Consider the following 22,055-nt stretch of genomic DNA (forward strand, 5'->3'; position numbering starts at 1 on the left):
TCGGCGGACGGCATGCGGGAGCGCTAGACCACCTGGTGGAGCCATCTCACCGGCGCGCCCTCGCCCGCGTAGCGGAAGGGCTCCAGTTCGTCGTCCCAGGGCTTGCCCAGCAGTTTGGCGATCTCGGCCTCCAGCGCCGTCTCGCCGCGCTGGGAGCGGGTCAGGGCGGCCCGCAGGCGGTCCTCCGGGATGAGGATGTCGCCGTGCATGCCGGTGACCGCGTGGAAGATGCCCAGGTCGGGGGTACAGCTGTAGCGCTCGCCCTCGGCCTTCGCGCAGGGTTCCGCGGTGACCTCGAAGCGCAGCAGGTGCCAGCCGCGCAGCGCGGACGCCAGTTTGGAGGCCGTGCCGACCTCGCCCTGCCAGGAGAACTCGGAGCGCCAGGTTCCGGGGGCCGCGGGCTGCCGGATCCAGTCGAGGTTGACGCGCGTGCCGAGCACCCCGGCGACGGCCCACTCGACGTGCGGGCACAGCGCGCGCGGCGCGGAGTGCACGTACAGAACTCCACGTGTCGTCACCGGAACCTCCGGGCAGAGCGGGACATCTTGCTGGCTGGCTGGCGGCAGTGGCACGACGGCCGCTTGATGGCGAGGCTACCGTGCGGCGGGGCAAGGAGTGTGACGTACCGTCGGTCCCACAGCCAGGAAACCCCCGCCATTCACCCATGGGGACGCTTGTACGGGGGTGGTCCGTTGCAGGGCGCGGGCGGGAACTCCCGTGCGTTGTTATGAAGGGGGACGAACCAGGCGACGGAGAGGACCAGCGGGGTATGCGCAAACAGCGGCGTCGGCGTTCGCGCGCTCTGGTGGGGATCGTCGCCGCCGGTACCGCGCTGGGGGTCGCCGGGTGTGATGTCGTCGGCGGTTCCTCCGGCTCGCCGGACGGCGGGCGGACCCGGGCGCGGGCCGTTCAGGTGTGGAACCGCAGCCCGGCGTCGATCGCGGCCGTCGGGGACTCCATCACGCGTGGCTTCGACGCGTGCACGGTGCTCTCGGACTGCCCGGAGGTGTCCTGGGCGACCGGCACCAGCGAGCAGGTGGAGAGTCTGGCGGTCCGGCTGCTGGGGCGGGCCAGGGCGGTCGACCGGAGCTGGAACTACGCGCAGACCGGCGCCCGGATGGCCGATCTGTCCGGACAGCTGGCCGACGCGGTGGTGCGGCGCCCGGAGTTGGTGACGGTGATGGTGGGGTCCAACGACGCCTGCCGTTCGTCGGTGCGGGCGATGACGTCGGTGGCGAAGTTCCGCAGCCAGTTCGAGGAGGCGCTGGGCACCCTGCGCAAGGCGCTGCCGAAGACGCAGGTGTACGTGGCGAGCGTGCCGAACCTGAAGCGGCTGTGGTCCGAGGGGCGCACCAACCCGCTGGGCAAGCAGATCTGGAAGCTGGGCATCTGCCCGTCGATGCTGGGCGACGCGGACGATCTGACCAGCGCGGCGACCCTGCGCAGGGACCGGGTGCAGCAGCGGGTCGAGGACTACAACAAGGTGCTGGGCGAGGTCTGCGCCAAGGACCGGCGGTGCCGGTTCGACGGCGGGGCGGTGTACCAGTACCGCTTCGGGACGGAGCAGTTGAGCCGCTGGGACTGGTTCCATCCGAGCACCGACGGCCAGTCGAAGCTCGCCGCGATCGCCTACCGGACCGTCACCGCGAAGGACCCGGTGGACTAGACCCGGTGGACTAGACCCTTGGCTTAGAGTTTCCCCATGAGCGAACTTTTCGGCACACTTTCGGACGGCACCGAGGTCCACCGCTGGACGCTGGAGCGCGCCGGCACGCGGGTGCGGATCCTGTCGTACGGCGGGATCGTGCAGTCGGTCGAGGTTCCGGACCGGGACGGGCGGACGGCGGACGTGGTGCTGGGGTTCGCCGATCTCGACGGGTACGTGGAGAATCCCGGCCCGTACCTGGGCGCCCTGGTGGGACGTTACGCCAACCGGATCGCGCACGCGCGTTTCCCGCTGGACGGCGTGACCTACGCCCTGGAGCCGAACAACGCCCCCAACTCGCTGCACGGCGGCAGCGGCGGCTTCGACAAGCGGGTGTGGGACGTGACGGCCGTCGAGCACGGGGTACGGCTGAGCCGGGTGAGCCCGCACGGCGAGGAGGGCTTCCCGGGGCGGCTGGAGGTCTCCGTGACGTACGCGCTGGACGCCGCGGGCGCACTGCACATCTCCTACGAGGCGGTCACCGACGCGCCGACCGTCGTGAACCTCACCAACCACAGCTACTTCAACCTGGCGGGCTCCGGGAACGCGACCGGCCAGGAACTGCGCATCGCCGCCTCGCGCTACACGCCCGTCGACGGCGACCTGATCCCGACCGGGGTCCTGGCGGACGTCTCGGGCTCCCGTTTCGACTTCCGGACGGCCCGCAAGGTGGGCTCCGGCTACGACCACAACCTCGTCCTCGACAAGGGCGTCACGGACTCCCCGGTGGAGGTGGCCGAACTCCACGACGCGGGCTCCGGCCGCACGCTCACCGTGGCGACCACCGAACCGGGCGTCCAGCTGTACACGGCCGAGCACCTGACGGCCCCGTTCGCCCCCGGTGACGGCGTGGCCCTGGAGACGCAGCACTTCCCGGACTCGCCGAACCACCCGGAGTTCCCGAGCACCCGTCTGGACCCGGGCGCGGTGTACCGCTCGGAGACGGTGTACGGCTTCGGCGTACGGGACTGACACCTCGGGGCACCCCGCACGCAAGCCCCGGTCCAGGGGTCAGGTCCCGGACCGGGGCTGCTCAGGGGGGACTTGTCCCGGATCACACCCTAGCCGCGCCGGTGAAACGACGGTCGCTCATCGAGCGCCCGCCGAAGATCCCGTACGAACCCTTCACAAACCGGCCCCGACCACCGCCACGACCTCCACCTCCACCATCGCCTCCGGCCTGAAGAGGCGGGCGGCCTCGAAGGTCATGCTCGTCGGCGGGGTGCCGGTGAGGAACTCGCGGCGTACCGCGCCGTATTCGGACAGCCGGGAGATGTCGGTCAGGTAGGTGCGGATGTTGACGACGTCCGCGAGGGTGGCGCCGTGTGCCGCGAGCAGGGCGGTGATCGTCTCGAACACGCCCCGGGTCTGCTCGGCGACGGTGGCACCCTCGGCTATCTGGCCGGAGAGGAACAGCATGGCACTGCCGTCGCCGTGTTCGACCCGGGCGACCTGGGAGTAGTACGGGGTGAGGGGCTGGGGCGCGGCGGCGGGGCTGCCGAGGGTGATCTTCATGCGTCCGACGCTAGGACCGGGCACGTGATGCGACAAGCGAATGTCTAGCATGGCTGCCATGCGTGAACCGCATTCCTACGGGTCCTCCGAGACCCCCGAGCTGTCCACCGCCTGGCTGCGGGTGTTCCTGGAGGTCGCCGGGAGCGGCTCGTTCACGGTGGCCGCCCGGCGGCTCGGCTGGACCCAGTCCGCGGTGTCCCGGCAGATCTCCTCGCTGGAGTCGGCGCTGGGCGGAGCCCCGTTGTTCGACCGGCTGCCCCGGGGTGTACGGCTCACGGAGGCGGGACGGACGCTCGTCCCGTATGCCGAGGACCTCACCGGTTCGCTGGGCGAGGCGGTGCGGGAGCTGGCGGCACTGCGCGACCTCGGCGGCGGGCGGCTGCGGTTCGGGGCGTTCCCGACGGCGGACGCGGCCCTGGTCCCGCGCGCCCTGGCCGCCTTCCGCACCCGCCACCCCGGGGTGCGGCTGCTGCGCGAGGAGGGCCGCACGCCGGTCCTCCTCGACCGGCTGGCCGCCGGCCGGCTGGACCTGGCCATCGTCTCGACGACCGGTGGCGCCCCGCTGGAGACCTGTGAACTCCACCATCTGCTCGACGAGTCGATGTACGTGGCGCTGCCCGCGGGCCATCCGCTGGCGCACTCCGGCGAGGTGCGGCTCGCTCAACTCGCCGACGCCGACTGGATCTCCGGCGGCCCCCGGCCCGAGGGCACCCTGCTGGACGCGGCGCTGCGCCAGGGTTTCCGCCCGCGGGTGGCGCATGTCGTCGCCGAGTGGACCGCCAAGCAGGGGTACGTCGCGGCCGGGCTGGGGGTGGCGCTGGTGCCGGCGCTGGCGGCCGCCGGGGTCCGGCAGGACGTCGCGCTGGTGCCGGTGCGCGACGAGGGGGCACCGGCGCGGGCGGTGTACGCGGCGACCGCGCGGGGGAGGTCGCTGTCCCCGGCCGGGCAGGCCTTCGTGGCCGTGCTCCGGGAAGCGGCCCGGTCCCTCCTCCCGGCATGGAGCACGCCGCGTCCGGCACGTGTCCCGCAGCGGCGTGGCACGGTGGGCGACGCGGGTCTCAGGGGCTGACGGGTTCGTCGTCGCGCGCGTCCTGCCGTGTCGTCTCCTCGCCGAGGAGGTCGCGGGCCAGGAGGGTGGCGCCCGCGACCGCTCCGGGCATCAGGAACACCGCGACGAACGGGACCAGGAAGGCGAGGCCCAGCGGGGTGCCGAAGCCCCACACCAGGGTCTTGCGGGAGCGCAGCAGGGCGAGCCGGGCGCGCAGGTCGACGCCCCGGCGCTGGAGGGCGACGGCGGTGAGTTCCTCGGTGAGGAAGAAGCCGGTCACGAAGAAGCCGACGACGGGGACGGCGGTCTGGCCGACGACGGGGAGGAAGCCGAGGGCGAACAGGAGCAGGCCCCACAGTCCGGCGCGGAGCAGGATGCGCAGGCTGTCCCGGGCCGAGATCCACAGTTCGCGCCAGAACGGCAGCCCGGACTCGGGCGCGGTGCCGTCGGGCGAGACGTCCGCGTCGACCTTCTCGGAGAGGTTCTCGTAGAACGGCTGGCCGACCAGCAGGGTCACGGCGGTGAAGGTGAGGACGGCGCCGAGCAGGCCGAGGGCGAACAGCACGGCGGTGAGGAGGCCGCGGAACAGGCCCCGCCAGGGACTGGACCAGGCGTCGGCGAACGGGGTCGACCAGGCGACGAGGTCCGCTCCCCATATCGCCAGCGCGACCAGCGCGGCCGCGTACAGGACGAGCGTGATCAGGCCGGGCAGCAGTCCGAAACCGTACTGCCTGCCGTGCCGGCCCACCCACCGCTGGCCCTTGAGGAGATATCCGAAGCCCGCCCCGAGATCACGCATGGCGAAAACTTTACCGGGGTTCGCGAACGGCCCGGTGGGCGCTGTGGACGCGGACCGCGGGCCGGCCGGGGCGACGGTGCGGCGGGCCGCCTTGCCGCTGTTGAGTCGAACGGGTAGGTCTCGCCGTACCGACCTACGGAACCACACAGGTGGCGGCTCGGTTGAGGAGAGCGGATGACGCAGGAGATCACCGTCCAGGGCACGGTCGCGGAGGGCTTCGAGGCGGTACGCGAGGAGTTCGCCGCGTTCGTCGCCGAGGGGCCGGCCGACTACGAGGGACAGCTGTGCGCGTACGTCCACGGCCGGCGGGTCGTCGACCTGTGGGCCGGTGCGGGGGCCGACGGGGACACCCTGTACGGGGTGTTCTCGTCCACGAAGGGTGCGGCGCACCTCGTCGTGGCGATGCTGGTGCAGGACGGCACGCTGGAGCTCGACCGCAAAGTCACCTACTACTGGCCCGAGTTCGGCGCGGAGGGCAAGGGCTCGCTGACGCTGCGGGAGCTGGTCGCGCACCGGGCCGGTCTGGTCGGCACCGACGCCGGGTTCAGCGCGCAGGACCTCGCGGACGACCGGGCGATGGCCGAACGCCTCGCCGACCAGCGGCCCTTCTGGCGCCCCGGCACCGCCTTCGGGTACCACGCCCTCGTCATTGGGGCGCTCACCGGCGAGGTCGTGCGGCGCGCGACGGGCCGCACCCTCCAGGACGTGTACGAGGAGCGCGTCCGGGCGCCGTACGGGCTCGACTTCTTCCTGGGGCTGCCGGCCGCGCACGAGCCGCGTTTTCGCACCACCCAGCCGATGCGTCCCACGCCCGCGGAGCAGGCCCTGCTCGACTCGGTGCCGTCCGGCCCGCACACGCTGGCCGCGATCGCGTTCAACGAGCACACCGCCGAGCCGACCGACCTGGGGTCCCTGCCCAACGACCCGCGGGTGCGTGCGAAGGGTCCGGCGTCGTTCGGCGGGGTGGCGTCGGCGCGCGGCCTGGCCGGGATGTACGCGGCGCTGCTCAGCGAGATCGACGGCAAGGCCCCGCTGCTGAAGGAGGACACGGTCGCGGAGTTCGGCCAGTTCCACTCCGTGGGGTACGACCTGGTGGCCCGCGCCCACAAGGCGTACGGCCTCGGCTTCCAGGCGACGGCGGACGTCTGGCACCCCTTCCTGGGCGCCGGCACGATCGGCCACAGCGGGGCGGCGGGCTCCCAGGCGTTCGCGGACCCGAGGAGCGGTGTCGCCTACGGCTACACGAGGCGACGGTTCGCGTTCCCGGGCGGCGCGGCCCCGGAGAACGACCGGCTGGCCCTGGCCGTGCACAGGGCGGCACTCGCCCGGTAGCCCACGCGCGGCAGCCGGCGCCCCCGTCGCGGGGGCGCCGGACGGGTGTTCAGAGCTTGACGATCATCTTGCCGGTGTTGTCGCCGCGCAGCACCCCGAGGAACGCCTCCAGGTTGTTCTCGATGCCCTCGACGACCGTCTCGCGGTACTTCAGCTGCCCGGACGCCACCCACGGGCCGACCTCGGCGACGAACTGCGGCTGCAGGTCGTAGTGGTCGCCGACCAGGAAGCCCTCGATGCGGCCGCGGGTCTGGATGAGGCGGGCGAGGTTCTTCGGGCCGGGGACGGGCTCGGTGCTGTTGTAGACGGAGATCATGCCGCAGACGGCGATCCGGCCGTCCCGGTTCAGCTGTCCGATCGCCGCCTCCAGGTGGTCGCCGCCGACGTTGTCGAAGTAGACGTCGACACCGTCCGGGGCGGCGGCCCGCAGCTGCTCGGCGACCGGGCCGTTCTTGTAGTTGAAGGCCGCGTCGAAGCCGTACTCCTCGACGAGCAGCTTCACCTTCTCGTCGGAGCCCGCCGAGCCGATCACCCGCGAGGCGCCCTTGAGCTTGGCGATCTGGCCGACCTGGCTGCCGACCGCGCCGGCCGCGCCGGACACGAAGACGGAGTCGCCCTCCTTGAAGGAGGCGGTGCGCAGCAGACCCGCGTAGGCGGTGAGGCCGGTCATGCCGAGGACACCGAGGTACGTCGACAGGGGCGCGGCCTCGGCGTCGACCTTGACCGCGTTCTTCGCGTCCACGACCGCGTACTCGCGCCAGCCGAGGAAGTGCAGGACGTGGTCGCCGGCCGCGATGCCCTCGGCGTTCGACTCCAGGACCTCGCCGACCGCGCCGCCCTGCATGACCTTGCCCAGCTCGAAGGGGGCGACGTAGGACTTGGCCGAACTCATCCTGCCGCGCATGTACGGGTCGACGGAGACGTACTTGTTCCGTACCAGCACCTGTCCCTCACCCGGCGTCGGGACCTCGGCCTCGACCAGGGCGAAGTCCTCGGGCTTCGGCCAGCCGACGGGACGGCTGAGCAGGTGCCACTCGCGGTTGATCATGACGGTGCGCCTTTCCTCTTACTGCTTCCGGTTACTGCTTCCGGGAATACTTCAGTACCTGAAACAACCATGCTCCTGAATATTTCAGCATGTCAAGTAAGGAGGTACCCTCGGAGCATGTCGTCCTCACAGTCCAGTCCCACGCCTACCCGCCGTCCGGACGCCCTCACGCTCGAGGTCGTAGAGCTGATCGGGGACGTCGTGGCCCGCTTCTACGCGGACTACGAGGAGGCGGCGGGCGAGCACGCGCTCACCGGGGCGCAGGCGCGGCTGCTCAGCCTGCTGTCGCTGGAGCCGCTGCCGATGCGGAAGCTGGCGCAGAAACTGAAGTGCGAGCCGTCGAACGTCACGGGGATCGTGGACCGGCTGGAGGCGCGCGGGCTGGTGGAGCGGCGGCCCGATCCGGCGGACCGCCGGGTGAAGCTGGCCGCGGCGACGGACGAGGGCCGGCAAGTCGCCCGCGACCTGCGGGAGGGGCTGCGCTTCGCGCGCGAGCCGCTGGCGGGGCTCTCGGACGCGGAGCGGCTGTCCCTGCGGGACCTGCTGCGCCGCATGCTGCAGGACTGACCGCGACGGGGGCCGGCGCCCGGTGGCGCCGGCCCCCGTCGGAGGGTCAGGCGAACTGGCCGGGCCGGTAGTCTCCCGCCGGCTGCTGCAGGATGACGTTCAGCCGGTTGTAGGCGTTGATCAGGGCGATCGTCCCCACCAGGGCGAGGAGTTCCTCTTCGGTGTAGTGCTTGGCCGCGTTCTCCCACACCTCGTCGGGCACGCCGCCCGCCGCGTCGGCGATCCGGGTGCCCTGCTCCGCCAGTTCCAGGGCGGCGCGCTCGGCCTCGGTGAAGACGGTCGCCTCGCGCCAGGCGCCGACCATGTGGAGGCGCTGCTGGGTCTCGCCGGCCGCAGCCGCGTCCTTGGTGTGCATGTCGAGGCAGAAGCCGCAGCCGTTGATCTGGCTGGCGCGGATCTTGACCAGTTCCAGGGTGGCGGCGGGGATCGACGTCCCCTCGACGGCCTTGCCCGCCCCGTTGAAGGCCTTGACGAGCTTGTTGGCGACGGGGCTGGCGAAGGGGTTCAGACGGGCTTCCATGGGGGCTCCCTGTGGCGTCGTCGGTGGCGTTTCAGTTGCTTGCACACCTATGACGGAGCAGGGGCGACGAATGTGACACGTTTGCTGGATTTGCTTGCGTGGTCACGTGCACCACCACAGGAAGCGGTTGCAGTGGTCCGTCGGGGACGGGTCCGGGGACGGGGCCGCTGTCGTCGGGGTGGCGGTCGGGGGCGAGTCCGGCGTGGCGGTCGCCGTCGCTGTCGGCCTGCCGCCGACCGGGCCCGTCGTCGCCGACTGGGCGGCGGGGTCCTTCGGGGACGCCGACGGGGAGCCGGACGCCTCGCCCTTCGAGGCGGAGGGGGACGGGGAGGCCGAGGGGTCGGGCGAGGCGGATCGCGACGCGTCCGGCGCGCCGGACGCGTCGGCCGCGCCCCCCACGGGCCGGGCCGTCGTACCGGGGGACGACGTGGCCGTACCGCCGTCGGTCGTCTCGCCGCCCGCCGAGGACGAGCCGGGGCTGGTGAAGGGTATGGCGTCGGTGCCCAGTTCGGCGAGGCTCAGGGCACCGGCCGCGAGGACGCAGGCCGCGCTCACGAGCAGGATCCTGCGCCGCCGTCTTCGATGGGCCGCGGCCTTGCGGTCGCGGCGGCTCCCGTCGGCCTCGGAGGGACCCGTGGGGGCGTTGCCGGCGGGGCTCGTGGAAGGTCCGGCGGGATGCTCGGCGGCCCGGCCGCGCCCTCGGCCGCGGGTGGCGCGGCGCCGGTCCGCCCGGCCGCCCGGCCGGAACTCGCCGGGGCCGTCGCCTCCGTCCCCCTCGTCGTCGCCGTGGTCGGCGTGGTCGGCGTCCGGTCCGCCGGCGGGATGGCCGTCCGCGGGATGGCCGTCCGCGGGATGGCCGTCATGTCCCGCGCCGGTGGACTCCACCCCCGCGTACGGCGTTTCGAGGCTCCCGGACGCCTGGCGGGTTTCGACCGGGGCGCCGCACCCGGGGCAGGCGAGGGCGCCGTTGAGGTGCCGTCGGCACGGGTGGCAGTAGTCCATGACGCGGGAAGACTAAGTTCCCCGCGGGTCTCATCACCAGCCGCCTCTGTGAAGGTTCTGTGGGAGACCGAAAGAACTGTCGAAAGCCTTGCCGAAACCGTTACCTGTTCGACCCATTGACACTGCCCTCACCCCATCCTTACTGTCACGCCAGCATTTCGAACGCGTGACGAAATCTCGAACAGCTGAGGGGCAACTGCCGTGCGCATCACCGGAATCAGCACACACGTGGTCGGGACGCCCTGGCGGAACCTGACCTACGTCCAGGTGCACACCGACGAGGGGATCACCGGAGTCGGCGAGACCCGGATGCTCGGTCACACCGACGCGCTGATCGGCTACCTCCGGGAGGCCGAGGCCAACCACATTCTCGGTTCCGACCCGTTCGCATTGGAAGACCTCGTACGCCGGATGAAGTACGGCGACTACGGCCGGGCGGGCGAAATCGTCATGTCCGGTATCGCCGTGATCGAGATGGCCTGCTGGGACATCAAGGGCAAGGCGCTGGGCGTGCCCGTGTGGCAGCTGCTCGGCGGCAAGGTGACCGACAAGGTCAAGGCGTACGCCAACGGGTGGTACACGACCGAGCGGACGCCGGAGGCCTACCACAAGGCGGCCCAGGGGGTGATGGAGCGCGGCTACAAGGCGCTCAAGATCGACCCCTTCGGCACCGGGCACTTCGAACTGGACCACGAGCAGACGCTGTACTCCGTGTCGCTGATCGAGGCGGTGCGGGACGCCATCGGCCCGGACGCCGAACTGATGCTGGAGATGCACGGCCGCTTCTCCCCCGCCACCGCCGTCCGGCTGGCCAAGGAGCTGGCCCCCTTCAAGCCGGCCTGGCTGGAGGAGCCGTGCCCGCCGGAGAACCTGAAGGCGCTGGAGAAGGTCGCCGCCAAGGTCGACATGCCGGTCGCCACCGGTGAGCGCATTCACGACCGCATCGAGTTCCGCGAACTCTTCGAGAGCCAGGCCGTGGACATCATCCAGCCGGACGTCGGCCACATCGGCGGCATCTGGGAGACGCGCAAGCTCGCCGCCACCGCCGAGACGCACTACGTCCTGGTCGCCCCGCACAACGTCGGCGGCTCCGTGCTCACCGCCGCCTCCCTCCAGGTCGGGTTCACCTCCCCGAACTTCAAGATCCTGGAGCACTTCAACGACTTCGCGGACGCCGAGATCAAGAAGGTCGTCAAGGGCGCGCCCGAGGTGGTCGACGGGTACTTCCACCTGTCCGACGCGCCGGGTCTCGGAGTCGAGTTCGACGCCGACGCGGCCGCCGAGTTCCCGCAGCAGCAGGCCCGCTTCGACCTGTGGGCGGACGGCTGGGAGCAGCGCAGGCCGAAGGGCACCAAGTGAGCGCGACCCAGGTCGTCATCGAGGCGCCGGGCGCGCACCGGGTGGAGGAACACACGCCCCGCGAGCCCGGTCCCGGTGAGGCACTGGTCGCGGTGCACGCGGTCGGCATCTGCGGGAGCGACCGCGAGGTGTACCAGGGCAACCGGCCCGAGGGGTACGTCCGCTATCCGCTGACGCCGGGTCACGAGTGGTCCGGGACGGTGAGTGCGGTGGGCGCCGCAGTGCCCACCGGGCTGGTCGGCCGCAAGGTCGTCGGCGAGGGCTTCCGGAACTGCCAGGTGTGCGACCGCTGCCATGCCGGCGAGACCACCCTGTGCAGCTACGGCTACGAGGAGACCGGCTTCACCCAGCCGGGCGCCATGGCCACCACCCTCACCCTGCCGGCCCGGCTGCTGCACCCCCTGCCGGACGACGCCGACCTCACCGCCGCCGCGCTCCTGGAGCCCGCCGCCTGCATCGCGGCCGCCGCCCTGAAGGGCAACGCCCGGCCGGGCGAGCGGGTCGCGGTGGTCGGCACCGGGACACTGGGCATGTTCGCCGTGCAGTTCCTGCGCGCGGTCTCGCCGGGCGAGCTGCTGGTCGTCGGCACCCGCGGTGACCGGGAGGCGCTCTCCCGGCAGTTCGGGGCCACCGACTTCCGCACCAAGGGCCAGGAACTGCCCGACGACTTCGACGTGGTCATCGAGACCGCCGGGTCCGCGTCCGCCGCGCGCACCGCCGCCTCCCTGCTCAGGCGCGGCGGACGCCTGGTCCTGACCGGCATCCCGGCCGCGGGCGCCGACGGCCTGGACCCGACCGACCTCGTCGTACGGCAACTGGAGGTGCACACCGTCTTCGGGGCACCGCCGGACGCCTGGGCGCACACGGTACGGGTCTTCGCAGCCGGTCTCCTGGACCCGTTGCCGCTGGTCACGCACGAGCTGCCGCTGACCGAGTTCCCGCAGGCCATCGAGCTGATGGGGGCCGGTGATCCCAAGGTGGGCAAGGTGCTGCTCCGCCCCTGAGTCGTACGCCGGTCGCGGCGTGCCCTGACCTCGCCGGGGCCGGCGTACCACCACACCGTTTTCACACCCCGAGCCGCGAACCTTGTCCGATATACCGAACATGAAGGACAGCTTGTGACGACCGACGCTTCCGCTGCGGCCCGCCGACCCGGTGAGCAGGCGCTCGCCGCCCTCGGCCTGGGCGCGCCCGCCCTCGACCCCGCCGACGCCTCCGCCCACAGCTTCCCCGGCGGCGGCACGTGGCGCACCGAGATCCCCTCCTGCGAGGGTCCCGAGGCGCTTGCCGTCGTACTCAAGGAGTCCTCGCGCCTGGACGTGCCGATCCACCGGATCAGCCAGGGCAGCGGCGTGTGGATGCTCACCGACGCCGAGATCACCGAGATGGTCGAGGCGACCGGCGAACGCGACATCGAGCTGTGCCTGTTCACCGGGCCGCGCGGCACCTGGGACACCGGCGGCTCGGTGCGCTCCGACTCGCGGGGCGCCGGACTGCGCGCCCGCGGCCACGACGCCGTCGCCGGCTGTGTCGAGGACGCGGTCCGGGCGACGGAACTCGGCGTCAAGTGCCTGCTCGTCGCCGACGAGGGCGTGCTGTGGACGCTGCACCGGGCGCGCGAGGCCGGGATCATCCCGGCGGACACCACGCTGAAGGTGTCCGCGCTGATCGGTCCGGTCAACCCGGCGTCGTACTCCGTCTTCGAGCACCTCGGTGCCGACTCGATCAACGTGCCGAGCGACCTGACGCTCGATCACCTCACCGAGATCCGGCGGGTGTCCGGCGCTCCCCTGGACATGTACATCGAGGCCCCGGACGACCTCGGTGGCTACGTCCGGATGTACGAGGTCGCCGAGCTGATCCGGCGTGGCGCGCCGGTGTACCTCAAGTTCGGTCTGTCCAAGGCCCCCGGGATCTACCCGTGGGGCAACCACCTGCGGGACGTGACCCTCAGCACGGCCAAGGAGCGGGTGCGGCGGGGGCGGCTCGCGCTGGACCTGCTCGCGCGGCACGGGGCGGACGGGGGGATGGCTCCGCTGGGGTCGCGGCTGCCGGGGGCTCTGCGCCGGTTCCCCGTCGAGGGTTCCGCCTGACGAAACGTTGGGGACTGCAGGTCTGTTGTGGCTGGTCGCGCAGTTCCCCGCGCCCCTTCGGGGCGCTTCAACCTCTCAACGACGAGAAGAACAGGGACGATCATCATGCGCACTCGTAGAAGCGCCCTCACCCTCATAGCCGGGGCCGCCTCGCTCGCCCTGACCCTGACCGCCTGCGGTCAGAGCAGTGAGGGCGGCAGCAAGGAGGGCGGCGGCAGCGCCAAGGGCGGCACGATCGGCATCGCGATGCCGACCAAGTCGTCGGAGCGCTGGATCAACGACGGCAACAACCTCGTCAAGGACATCAAGGCCAAGGGCTACAAGACCAAGCTGGTCTTCGGCGAGGACAACCCGGACACCCAGGTCTCGCAGATCGAGAACCTGATCACGCAGGGCGTCAAGGGCCTGGTCATCGCGGCCATCGACAACAAGTCCCTGAACAACGTGCTCCAGGAGGCCGCGGACGCCCACATCCCGGTCATCGCCTACGACCGGCTGATCCTCGGCACCAAGAACGTCGACTACTACGCGTCCTTCGACAACGAGAAGGTCGGTGTCGAGCAGGGCACGTACATCGTGCACAAGCTCGGCCTGGACAGCGGCAAGAAGGGCCCGTTCAACATCGAGCTGTTCGCCGGCTCGAACGACGACAACAACACCAAGTACTTCTTCAACGGCGCGATGAGCGTGCTCCAGCCGTACATCGACAAGAAGCAGCTGGTGGTCAGGTCCGGCCAGACCGCGCTGAACAAGGTGACCACGCTCCGCTGGGACGGCGCGACCGCGCAGTCCCGCATGGAGGACATCCTCACCTCCTCCTACAAGTCCGCCAAGGTCGACGCGGTGCTCTCGCCCTACGACGGCATCTCGATCGGCATCATCGCCGCGCTGAAGTCGGACGGCTACGGCTCCGGCAGCCAGCCGCTGCCCGTCATCACGGGCCAGGACGCCGAGCTGGCCTCGGTGAAGTCGATCATCGCGGGTCAGCAGACGCAGACCGTCTACAAGGACCTCCGCAAGCTCGCCGAGGTCGCCGCGACCATGGTCGACGACGCGCTGAACAAGAAGACCCCGCAGGTCAACGACACCAAGACGTACGACAACGGCACGAAGGTCGTCCCCGCCTACCTGCTGCAGCCGGTGAGCGTCGACAAGTCCAACTACGAGGAGGTCCTGGTCAAGGGCGGCTACTACACCGACGCCCAGCTCAAGTGACCCCCGCCAAGCCCTGATCGACAAGCACTGATTGGAAGGCAGACCATGGCGGGACCCGTCCTGGAAATGCGCTCGATCGTCAAGACCTTTCCCGGCGTCAAGGCGTTGTCGGACGTCACCCTGACCGTCCGCCAGGGCGAGGTCCACGCCATCTGCGGGGAGAACGGCGCCGGCAAGTCGACCCTGATGAAGGTCCTCTCCGGCGTTCACCCGCACGGCAGTTACGAGGGCGAGATCCTCTTCGAGGGTGAGCCCTGCGCGTTCGGTGACATCCGGGCGAGCGAGCAGCGCGGCATCGTGATCATCCACCAGGAGCTGGCGCTGTCGCCGTACCTCTCCCTGGCGGAGAACATCTTCCTCGGCAACGAACACGCCAAGGGCGGGTTCATCGACTGGCGGGAGACCCTGCGGCACGCCACCGAGCTGCTGCGCCGGGTGGGTCTGGACGACCACCCGGAGACCCGCGTCGCCGACATCGGCGTGGGCAAGCAGCAGCTGGTGGAGATCGCGAAGGCGCTGTCGAAGAAGGTGAAGCTGCTCATCCTCGACGAGCCGACCGCGGCGCTGAACGACGAGGACAGCGGCAAACTCCTCGACCTGATCCTGGAGTTGAAGAACCAGGGCATCACCTCGATCATCATCTCGCACAAGCTCAACGAGATCCGCCGGGTCGCCGACTCGGTGACGATCATCCGGGACGGCCACTCCATCGAGACCCTCGACGTGAAGTCGGAGGAGACCACCGAGGAGCGGATCATCTCGGGCATGGTGGGCCGCGACCTGGACCACCGCTTCCCCGAGCGCACCGCGTACGAGGGCGAGGAGGACGCGGCGCCGGCCCTGGAGGTCCGCAACTGGACCGTGCGGCACCCGATCGACCACGAGCGCAAGGTCGTCGACGACGTGTCGATCCACGTCCGGCGCGGCGAGATCGTCGGTATCGCGGGCCTGATGGGCGCGGGCCGCACGGAACTCGCGATGAACGTCTTCGGGCGGACGTACGGCCGTTACGACGGCGGCACGGTCCTCAAGGACGGCACGGAGATCCGCACCAAGTCGGTCGCCGAGGCGGTCGGGCACGGCATCGCGTACGTCACCGAGGACCGCAAGCACTACGGTCTCAACCTGATCGACACCATCAACCGCAACATCTCGCTGACCGCCCTGAAGAAGGTGGCCCGGCGCGGGATCGTGGACGAGCACGAGGAGCGGCAGGTCTCCGAGGGCTACCGCACGTCCATGAACATCAAGGCGCCGACGGTGTTCGAGCCGGTGGGCAAGCTGTCGGGCGGCAACCAGCAGAAGGTCGTCCTCAGCAAGTGGATCTTCGCGGGTCCCGACGTGCTGATCCTGGACGAGCCGACCCGCGGGATCGACGTGGGCGCCAAGTACGAGATCTACACGGTCATCGACCAGCTCGCCGCCCAGGGCAAGGCGGTCGTCTTCATCTCCTCCGAACTGCCCGAACTGCTCGGCATGTGCGACCGCATCTACACCATGGCCGCGGGCCGTCTGACCGGTGAGGTGCCCAGGGCCGAGGCCACGCAGGAAGTGCTGATGCGCCATATGACGAAGGACAAAGAGGTAACGCGATGAGCACGGATGTCACCGCCAAGAGCCCGGCGCCCGCGCCGCCGGGCAAGAGCGGATCGGCCGCCGAGGGGAACCTGCTCCAGCTGGTCCTCGACGGGCTGCGCCGCAACATGCGCCAGTACGGGATGCTGATCGCCCTCGGTCTGATCGTCGCCCTGTTCGCGGTGTGGACCAACGGCGACCTGCTGCTGCCGCGCAACGTCTCCAACCTGGTGCTGCAGAACAGCTACATCCTGATCCTCGCCATCGGCATGATGATGGTGATCATCGCCGGGCACATCGACCTGTCGGTCGGCTCGCTGACGGCGTTCGTGGGCGCGTTCGCGGCCGTGCTGACGGTCAACCACGGAATGGCCTGGCCGCTGGCCCTGGTCCTGTGCCTGGTGATGGGTGCCTTCGCGGGCGCCGCCCAGGGCTTGTTGATCGCCTACTTCGGCATACCGTCGTTCATCGTCACCCTCGCCGGGATGCTGCTCTTCCGCGGTCTCACCGAGATCCTGCTCCAGGGGCAGACCATCGGCCCGTTCCCGAACGGCCTGCAGAACCTGGGCAACGGCTTCCTGCCCGAGGTCGGCCCGAACACCAATTACCACAACATCACGCTGCTGCTGGGCATCGTGCTGATCGCCGCCGTGGTCTGGCAGGAGTTCCGGGACCGGCGCCGCCAGCAGGAGTTCGCGCTGGAGGTGCCGCCCACCCGGCTGTTCCTGCTGAAGCTGACCGCGCTGGTCGCCGCCATCCTCGTCATGACCATGCTGCTGGCCAGCTACAAGGGCGCGCCGATCGTCCTGATCGTGCTGGGCGTGCTGGTCGTCGGCTACGGCTACGTGATGCGCAACGCGGTCTTCGGCCGGCACATCTACGCGATCGGCGGCAACCTGCCGGCGGCCAAGCTGTCCGGCGTCAAGGACAAGAAGGTCACCTTCTACGTCTTCCTCAACATGGGCGTGCTCGCGGCCCTGGCCGGGCTGGTGGTCGCCGCCCGGCTGAACGCGGCCTCGCCGAAGGCGGGCGACGGCTTCGAACTGGAGGCGATCGCCTCCTCGTTCATCGGCGGCGCCTCCATGAGCGGCGGTGTGGGCACCATCCTCGGTGCCATCATCGGCGGTCTCGTCCTCGGCGTGCTGAACAACGGCATGAACCTCCTCAGCGTCGGCACCGACTGGCAGCAGGTCATCAAGGGCCTCGCCCTCCTCGCGGCGGTCGGCTTCGACGTGTGGAACAAGCGCAAGTCCGGTTCGTAGTCAGCGAGGACGCTCCGCCGGGAAGGCCGAATCAACACTGCGGGCCGTGAGGGGCTGGTCGCGCAGTTCCCCGCGCCCCTTCGGGGGCGCGGCTCGGCGGGGCGGCTTTCAACTCTCTTCACAAGGAGCCGCTAGATGGAGCTGAACAGACGCACGGTCATCGCAGGAGCCGCGGCGGCGGGGATCGCCGCCACCACCCTCGGCAGCGGGGTCGCCGAGGCCGCCTCGGGAGGCAGGAAGCCGGTGAAGGAGTCCTTCGGGAAGCTCGCCGACGGTACGAAGATCTACCGCTGGTCGCTGGAGAACGGCGGGACCCGGCTGAAGGTCCTCAACTGGGGCGGTGTCGTCCAGACCCTGGAGCTGCCGGACCGCCGGGGCCACTACGCCAACGTGGTCAACGGCTTCGACACCATCGACGACTACGTCGCGAAGTCCCCGTACTTCGGCGCCCTCATCGGCCGCTACGGCAACCGCATCGGCAAGGGGCAGTTCACCCTCGACGGCAAGCACTACCAGCTGTCCGTCAACGACGGCGCGAACAGCCTGCACGGCGGCACCCAGGGCTTCGACAAGCACGTCTGGGACGTCGAGCCGTTCGTGAAGGGCTCGGACGTCGGCCTCGTCCTGCACTACACCAGCGTCGACGGCGAGATGGGCTACCCGGGCACGCTCAGGACGAAGGTGACGTACACCCTCACCCGGCGCGGCGAGTGGATCATCGACTACGAGGCCACCACCGACAAGGCCACGGTCGTCAACCTCACCAGCCACGTCTACTGGAACCTCGCGGGCGAGGGCAGCGGCTCCATCGAGGACCACGAGCTGACGATCGCCGCGGGCCGCTACACGCCGACCGACTCGGGGCTGATCCCCACGGGCGAACTGGCCACCGTGCGCGGCACGCCGTTCGACTTCCGGGAGACCAAGACGATCGGCCGGGACATCCGCGCCGGGCACGTCCAGCAGGTGCAGGCCAAGGGCTTCGACCACAACTGGGTGCTGGACAAGGGCGTCACCGCGAAGCCGGAGCACGTCGCGACGCTGCGGGACCCGCGGTCGGGCCGGACGCTGAAGATCGCGACCGACCAGCCGGGGCTGCAGTTCTACTCCGGGAACTTCCTGGACGGGACGCTGACGGGCACGGGTGGGCGCACCTACCGGCAGGGGGACGCGCTCTGCCTGGAGACGCAGCACTTCCCTGACTCGCCGAACCACGCGAACTTCCCGTCGACCGTGTTGCGGCCGGGGCACGTGTACAGGACGCGGACGGTGCATTCGTTCGGCGCCTGAGTTGTGGGGGACTGTGCGGGCGGTAAGGGGCCGGCCGCGCGGTTCCCCACGCCCCTTTCGGGGGCGCTGACACTTTTTTCACACCGGTTGAACAGGGACTCAACTGCCCCCGTATTCAGGGGTGGCCCGTGCTCCCCCGCGCGGGCCGCCCAAGACGACGGGCCCGGACGTCCCCATCGGGCCCGCCTCATACGGAGGTTCCATGGCCGGCAACGTCACCTCGTTGTTCCGCAGCGGTGCTCACAGCCCGTCGATGGCGGCGCTGGCACGCGAGGGGGGCGACGGGACCGGCCCGGTCGACTTCTGCGTCCCCTGCAACCCCTATTTCCCCACCCCGGCCATGATGGAAACCATGGCCGCGCGGCTCAAGGACATCATCACCTTCTACCCGAGCAGCGCCGACACCATCACCGCCGAGCTGTGCAACCTCCTCCAGCTCCCGCCGCAGGCCGTGGCCATGGGCAACGGCTCCACCGAGCTGATCACCTGGATCGACCACCTGCTGGTCCGCGAGTCCCTCGCCATCCCCGTCCCCACGTTCGGCCGCTGGACCGACCAGCCCATGGAGACCGGCAAGCGGGTCGACATGTTCCCGCTGCAGGAGTCCAACGGCTTCGCCCTCGACCTCGCGCAGTACGCCGACTTCATCCGCACCCGGGGGACCAGGGTCGCGGTCGTCTGCAATCCGAACAACCCCGACGGCGGGTACGTCCCCAAGCGCGCGCTCGTCCAGTTCATGGACGCCATGGCCGACCTGGACCTGATCGTCATCGACGAGTCGTTCCTGGAGTTCGCCGACGCGGAGCAGGAGCCGAGCGTCGTGCAGGAGGCGATGATGCGGCCGAACGTCATCGTCCTGCGCAGCCTCGGCAAGAACTTCGGCCTGCACGGCATCCGCTTCGGCTACATGGTCGCCAACCCCTCGCTGGCCGGCAAGGTCCGCTCCATGCTGCCGAAATGGAACCTGAACGCGTTCGCCGAGTACGTCGTCTTCATGCTCAAGGAGCACGGCGCCGAGTACGCGCAGAGCCTGCTCCAGGTCCGCAAGGACCGCCTGGAGATGGCGAGCCAGCTCTCCGCGCTGCCCGGCCTGACCGTCTACCCCTCCCAGGGCAACTTCCTCTTCGTGCGCCTTCCCGTAGGCGCCGAGGGCACCGTGGTCCGGGACCGGATGCTCACCGAGCACCGGATCCTGGTCCGCGAGTGCGGCAACAAGATCGGTTCTTCCAGCCGCTTCCTGCGTCTCGTGGTGCGCCCCGAGGTGGACGTGCGTCGCCTGGTGTCCGCCATGGAACAGGTGCTGTACGGGACCAGGAGGGGAGCCGCCGTACCCGAACTGGGCACCGGGAACAGCTACAGCTCGGGTACGGCGGCCGTCGACCGGCTGGTGAGCGAGACGAACGGGGCGGGGATCCCGTTGGCGCAGGCGGTGGGGGCCGGACCGGTCCCGAGCCTCACGCCGGCTCCCGGGCCGGGGCTCGCCACGGCGCCCGCGGCCGGGCTCGGCATGCCGATGACCGGGCAGTCGGGCGGGGCGGGGACGCCGCAGCCGATGATGGCGCCGGTGCCGGCTGCCGCTGCTGCTCAGATGCAGATGCCGATGCAGGCGCCGGTGGCACCGCAGCCGATGACACCGCAGCCGATGGCACCGCAGCCGATGATGACGCCCGTCCCCGCGCCCGCGCCGCCGATGCAGATGCCGCAGATGCCGCAGATGCCTGCCCCGGCGCCCGTCCCCGCGCCTGCTCCGGCTCCCGCTCCCGCGCCCATGCCGACCGGGCCCACGCCCCCCGGGGTACCGGCCCGTGGCGGGCTGACCGCGGCGCAGGTGCGGGGGGCGACCGCGCCGCCGCCCGCGCCCGGGTTGTCGCCGGCGCCGGCGACGGGGTGGCCGAACGCGCAGAGCTGGCCGAACGCGGCGGGGATGGGACAGGCGGGCTGATCGACGGGGGCGTTCCGTACGCGGCCGGGTGCGGGTGGTTCGTGGCTGGTCGCGCAGTTCCCCGCGCCCCTGAAGGGGCGCGTCGTGCCGGGCGGCGTGTCGGAATACTGGCTCCTAAAGGGGCGCGCCCACCCGTACGGCATGGATCAGTGCGGCTCCCAGAGGGAGGGCGTGACATGCCGTCCGTCGGAAGCCTGCCTCCTCCAGTAGGCGTCGGTAATGGGACTCGTCCCGTTCCCGGCCCCCGACGTTGCACAGCATGTGGACGTCCCAGGCCGCCGCTGTGCTGCTGGGCAGCAGGCGTTCCACGACGAGGAGTCCGGCGCCGGGCCGCATCGCCTGGGCGCACCTGCGCAGGATGGTCAGGCAGTGGTCGTCGTCCCAGTCGTGCAGGACGCGCGACAGAAGGTAGATGTCGCCGTCAGGCGGCACCGAGTCGGTGAAGTCGCCCTCGGCGAAGGTGCAGCGGTCTCCCAGATCCGCCAGCTCCGGGCGCGCCGCCGCCAGCGCCTCCGGGCGTTCCAGCAGGACCCCCTCCAGGTGGCTGTGGGCGCGCAGGATCCGGCCGAGCAGCGCGCCGTTCCCGCCGCCCACGTCGATCACCCGCCGGGCGGCGGAGAAGTCGGCCAGCCGCGGTACCGGGGTGAACATCTCCGCGCTCGCGGCCATCCCCCGGTGGAAGAGGTCGGCGAGTTCGGGGTGTGCGGCGAAGTGGCGGAAGTGGTGCCGGCCGTGGCGGTGGGCGAAAGCTTCCTTCCCGGTGCGAACGGCGTAGGGGAGCCCGGCGAAGGAGTCGTAGAAGGGGCCGCCGTAGAGCAGCGCGAGCGGGTGCATCGAGAACTCGGTGCCGGTGCGCAGGGGTTCACCGAGGGCGGTGAGGTGGTAGGTGGCGTCGGCCGCGGTGAGCAGGCCGAGGCCGGCCAGGTAGCGCAGCAGGCGGCGCAGGGCGTCCGGGTCGGTGCCGGTCAGGTCCGCGAGGGCGGCGGCGTCGAGGCCGGGGCGGGCGGCCAGGTGGTCGGCGATGCCGAGTTCGGCCATGGTGCGGACGGCCTGGGTGGCCCAGGCGCCGGTCATGACGTCGAGGAGGGCGAGGGCGGGGTCGGGGAGGGGTTCCTGGCGGCCGGGGAGGCGGAGTTCGAAGCGGCGGTGGCCGGCGGTGCGGAAGTAGAGGACGGTGACGTTCTCGTGGTCGTTGTAGCCGCCGCCGTCCGGGACGGCGCCGCCGCGTTCGGTCAGCAGGGTGCGCAGTCCGGCGGGGATCACCCGGCCCGGCGCGGTCACGGCGAAGGCGTGGTGGGACTCGTGGCCGGCGGAGCGTTCGTCGGCGGCGACCGCCTCCAGCGGGGAGCCGGACGGCACGGGCAGCGCGAAGATCTCCACGGTCCGCCCGGCCACCGGCACGTGCACGATCCCGACCGGGCTGTCGCCGAGGACGGCACCGTAGCGGCGGGTCAGCCGTCCGCGCACCACCACGCTCGGGACGACGGGGCCCGGGTCGAGGCCGGCGTCGCGCAGTTCGGCGCGGAGCCCGTCGAGGGAGGCGGGGAAGACCAGTACGGCGGTGTGGTCGTACCCGAGGTGGCGGGCGACGTCGGCCCGCTCGTCGGCCGTCAGGCCGGGCAGCAGATCGGCCAGCACCTGGTCCGTGTCGTGGTCGCGGACGTGGTCGGCGGCGCGCCGGATCCGGTCCAGGTCGGTTTCCGTCAGACATGCCTGTACGACGGAGAGGTTCATGAAGAATTCCCGATGATCGTGGGGCAGGGAGAACCGGGGCCGAGACGCC

Annotated in this window: 20 protein-coding genes; 13 read left to right on the forward strand and 7 right to left on the reverse strand. The window is 70.9% G+C overall.

Annotation, left to right across the window (positions count from 1 at the left end):
* Positions 1-23: 23 nt before the first annotated feature.
* The gene (locus ACZ3KP_RS38330; protein WP_358970811.1) at positions 24-518 is read right to left on the reverse strand and encodes a DUF3145 domain-containing protein; all 495 of its coding nucleotides are present in this window, start codon (positions 516-518) and stop codon (positions 24-26) included.
* Between the two features lie 251 nt (positions 519-769).
* Between ACZ3KP_RS38330 and ACZ3KP_RS38335 the strand changes: the two genes are divergently transcribed.
* On the forward strand, positions 770-1,666 hold the full coding sequence (locus ACZ3KP_RS38335; protein ID WP_358970814.1) for an SGNH/GDSL hydrolase family protein: 897 nt from the start codon (positions 770-772) through the stop codon (positions 1,664-1,666).
* Between the two features lie 36 nt (positions 1,667-1,702).
* Positions 1,703-2,677, forward strand: coding sequence for an aldose epimerase family protein (locus ACZ3KP_RS38340; protein WP_360567851.1), 975 nt, complete (start codon positions 1,703-1,705; stop codon positions 2,675-2,677).
* A 153-nt stretch (positions 2,678-2,830) separates the two neighbouring features.
* On the opposite strand, the gene ACZ3KP_RS38345 is transcribed toward ACZ3KP_RS38340, so the two are convergent.
* Positions 2,831-3,220, reverse strand: coding sequence for a RidA family protein (locus ACZ3KP_RS38345; protein ID WP_467505456.1), 390 nt, complete (start codon positions 3,218-3,220; stop codon positions 2,831-2,833).
* A 49-nt stretch (positions 3,221-3,269) separates the two neighbouring features.
* Between ACZ3KP_RS38345 and ACZ3KP_RS38350 the strand changes: the two genes are divergently transcribed.
* The gene (locus ACZ3KP_RS38350) at positions 3,270-4,289 is read left to right on the forward strand and encodes a LysR family transcriptional regulator (RefSeq protein WP_467505458.1); all 1,020 of its coding nucleotides are present in this window, start codon (positions 3,270-3,272) and stop codon (positions 4,287-4,289) included.
* Here the strand turns inward: ACZ3KP_RS38350 and ACZ3KP_RS38355 are convergent.
* The gene (locus ACZ3KP_RS38355; RefSeq protein WP_467505460.1) at positions 4,279-5,067 is read right to left on the reverse strand and encodes an EI24 domain-containing protein; all 789 of its coding nucleotides are present in this window, start codon (positions 5,065-5,067) and stop codon (positions 4,279-4,281) included. The genes ACZ3KP_RS38350 and ACZ3KP_RS38355 overlap by 11 nt on opposite strands.
* A 174-nt stretch (positions 5,068-5,241) precedes the next feature.
* Here ACZ3KP_RS38355 and ACZ3KP_RS38360 point away from each other — a divergent pair, with 174 nt between their 5' ends.
* Positions 5,242-6,399 (forward strand): serine hydrolase domain-containing protein, encoded by a 1,158-nt coding sequence (locus tag ACZ3KP_RS38360; protein ID WP_467505462.1) that lies wholly within the window; start codon positions 5,242-5,244, stop codon positions 6,397-6,399.
* Positions 6,400-6,448: 49 nt separating this feature from the next.
* Here ACZ3KP_RS38360 and ACZ3KP_RS38365 read toward each other — a convergent pair whose 3' ends face one another.
* A complete protein-coding gene (locus ACZ3KP_RS38365) occupies positions 6,449-7,447 on the reverse strand; it encodes an NADP-dependent oxidoreductase (protein ID WP_467505464.1) in 999 nt (332 codons plus the stop codon).
* Positions 7,448-7,564: 117 nt separating this feature from the next.
* On the opposite strand from ACZ3KP_RS38365, the gene ACZ3KP_RS38370 reads away from it, so the two are divergent.
* Entirely contained in the window at positions 7,565-8,014 is a 450-nt protein-coding gene (locus tag ACZ3KP_RS38370; RefSeq protein WP_467505466.1) for a MarR family winged helix-turn-helix transcriptional regulator, read from the forward strand.
* 46 nt (positions 8,015-8,060) lie between these two features.
* Here the strand turns inward: ACZ3KP_RS38370 and ACZ3KP_RS38375 are convergent, their stop codons facing one another.
* The gene (locus tag ACZ3KP_RS38375; RefSeq protein ID WP_467505468.1) at positions 8,061-8,534 is read right to left on the reverse strand and encodes a carboxymuconolactone decarboxylase family protein; all 474 of its coding nucleotides are present in this window, start codon (positions 8,532-8,534) and stop codon (positions 8,061-8,063) included.
* A 102-nt stretch (positions 8,535-8,636) separates the two neighbouring features.
* On the reverse strand, positions 8,637-9,536 hold the full coding sequence (locus ACZ3KP_RS38380) for an SCO2400 family protein (protein ID WP_467505469.1): 900 nt from the start codon (positions 9,534-9,536) through the stop codon (positions 8,637-8,639).
* A gap of 201 nt (positions 9,537-9,737) precedes the next feature.
* Between ACZ3KP_RS38380 and ACZ3KP_RS38385 the strand changes: the two genes are divergently transcribed.
* The 8 genes from ACZ3KP_RS38385 to ACZ3KP_RS38420 all read left to right on the forward strand — a co-directional run bounded on the left by ACZ3KP_RS38385 (position 9,738) and on the right by ACZ3KP_RS38420 (position 20,272).
* Positions 9,738-10,895 carry a mandelate racemase/muconate lactonizing enzyme family protein gene (locus ACZ3KP_RS38385; RefSeq protein WP_358970835.1) on the forward strand — a complete coding sequence of 386 codons (1,158 nt, stop codon included), beginning with the start codon at positions 9,738-9,740 and terminating at the stop codon, positions 10,893-10,895.
* Positions 10,892-11,899 (forward strand): zinc-dependent alcohol dehydrogenase, encoded by a 1,008-nt coding sequence (locus ACZ3KP_RS38390; protein ID WP_360565456.1) that lies wholly within the window; start codon positions 10,892-10,894, stop codon positions 11,897-11,899. Before ACZ3KP_RS38385 ends, ACZ3KP_RS38390 begins: the two co-directional genes overlap by 4 nt.
* Positions 11,900-12,013: 114 nt before the next feature.
* Complete coding sequence (locus ACZ3KP_RS38395; RefSeq protein WP_358970841.1) at positions 12,014-12,988, forward strand: hypothetical protein; 975 nt, start codon at positions 12,014-12,016, stop codon at positions 12,986-12,988.
* 105 nt (positions 12,989-13,093) lie between these two features.
* Positions 13,094-14,203, forward strand: a complete 1,110-nt coding sequence (gene chvE, locus ACZ3KP_RS38400; RefSeq protein ID WP_358970844.1) for a multiple monosaccharide ABC transporter substrate-binding protein — start codon at positions 13,094-13,096, stop codon at positions 14,201-14,203.
* Between the two features lie 45 nt (positions 14,204-14,248).
* Positions 14,249-15,799, forward strand: coding sequence for a multiple monosaccharide ABC transporter ATP-binding protein (gene mmsA / locus ACZ3KP_RS38405; protein WP_360565451.1), 1,551 nt, complete (start codon positions 14,249-14,251; stop codon positions 15,797-15,799).
* Positions 15,796-17,040, forward strand: a complete 1,245-nt coding sequence (gene mmsB, locus ACZ3KP_RS38410; RefSeq protein ID WP_467505472.1) for a multiple monosaccharide ABC transporter permease — start codon at positions 15,796-15,798, stop codon at positions 17,038-17,040. The genes mmsA and mmsB overlap by 4 nt, the downstream gene beginning before the upstream one ends.
* Before the next feature lie 135 nt (positions 17,041-17,175).
* Complete coding sequence (locus ACZ3KP_RS38415) at positions 17,176-18,330, forward strand: aldose epimerase family protein (RefSeq protein ID WP_467505474.1); 1,155 nt, start codon at positions 17,176-17,178, stop codon at positions 18,328-18,330.
* 202 nt (positions 18,331-18,532) lie between these two features.
* Complete coding sequence (locus tag ACZ3KP_RS38420; protein WP_467505476.1) at positions 18,533-20,272, forward strand: pyridoxal phosphate-dependent aminotransferase; 1,740 nt, start codon at positions 18,533-18,535, stop codon at positions 20,270-20,272.
* Between the two features lie 114 nt (positions 20,273-20,386).
* Here the strand turns inward: ACZ3KP_RS38420 and ACZ3KP_RS38425 are convergent, their stop codons facing one another.
* Positions 20,387-22,006: a methyltransferase gene (locus ACZ3KP_RS38425; RefSeq protein WP_467505477.1), complete on the reverse strand. Its 1,620-nt coding sequence runs from the start codon at positions 22,004-22,006 to the stop codon at positions 20,387-20,389.
* Positions 22,007-22,055 lie beyond the last annotated feature (49 nt).

Source organism: Streptomyces sp. NPDC020958, from assembly GCF_055562175.1.

Excerpts from the sequence above, each read along its gene's own strand:
- ACZ3KP_RS38335 (WP_358970814.1), top strand. The coding sequence starts at position 770 with ATGCGCAAACAGCGGCGTCGGCGTTCGCGCGCTCTGGTGGGGATCGTC.
- ACZ3KP_RS38340 (WP_360567851.1), top strand. The coding sequence starts at position 1,703 with ATGAGCGAACTTTTCGGCACACTTTCGGACGGCACCGAGGTCCACCGC.
- ACZ3KP_RS38345 (WP_467505456.1), bottom strand. The coding sequence starts at position 3,220 with ATGAAGATCACCCTCGGCAGCCCCGCCGCCGCGCCCCAGCCCCTCACC.
- ACZ3KP_RS38350 (WP_467505458.1), top strand. The coding sequence starts at position 3,270 with ATGGCTGCCATGCGTGAACCGCATTCCTACGGGTCCTCCGAGACCCCC.
- ACZ3KP_RS38355 (WP_467505460.1), bottom strand. The coding sequence starts at position 5,067 with ATGCGTGATCTCGGGGCGGGCTTCGGATATCTCCTCAAGGGCCAGCGG.
- ACZ3KP_RS38360 (WP_467505462.1), top strand. The coding sequence starts at position 5,242 with ATGACGCAGGAGATCACCGTCCAGGGCACGGTCGCGGAGGGCTTCGAG.
- ACZ3KP_RS38365 (WP_467505464.1), bottom strand. The coding sequence starts at position 7,447 with ATGATCAACCGCGAGTGGCACCTGCTCAGCCGTCCCGTCGGCTGGCCG.
- ACZ3KP_RS38370 (WP_467505466.1), top strand. The coding sequence starts at position 7,565 with ATGTCGTCCTCACAGTCCAGTCCCACGCCTACCCGCCGTCCGGACGCC.
- ACZ3KP_RS38375 (WP_467505468.1), bottom strand. The coding sequence starts at position 8,534 with ATGGAAGCCCGTCTGAACCCCTTCGCCAGCCCCGTCGCCAACAAGCTC.
- ACZ3KP_RS38380 (WP_467505469.1), bottom strand. The coding sequence starts at position 9,536 with ATGGACTACTGCCACCCGTGCCGACGGCACCTCAACGGCGCCCTCGCC.
- chvE (WP_358970844.1), top strand. The coding sequence starts at position 13,094 with ATGCGCACTCGTAGAAGCGCCCTCACCCTCATAGCCGGGGCCGCCTCG.
- mmsA (WP_360565451.1), top strand. The coding sequence starts at position 14,249 with ATGGCGGGACCCGTCCTGGAAATGCGCTCGATCGTCAAGACCTTTCCC.
- mmsB (WP_467505472.1), top strand. The coding sequence starts at position 15,796 with ATGAGCACGGATGTCACCGCCAAGAGCCCGGCGCCCGCGCCGCCGGGC.
- ACZ3KP_RS38415 (WP_467505474.1), top strand. The coding sequence starts at position 17,176 with ATGGAGCTGAACAGACGCACGGTCATCGCAGGAGCCGCGGCGGCGGGG.
- ACZ3KP_RS38420 (WP_467505476.1), top strand. The coding sequence starts at position 18,533 with ATGGCCGGCAACGTCACCTCGTTGTTCCGCAGCGGTGCTCACAGCCCG.
- ACZ3KP_RS38425 (WP_467505477.1), bottom strand. The coding sequence starts at position 22,006 with ATGAACCTCTCCGTCGTACAGGCATGTCTGACGGAAACCGACCTGGAC.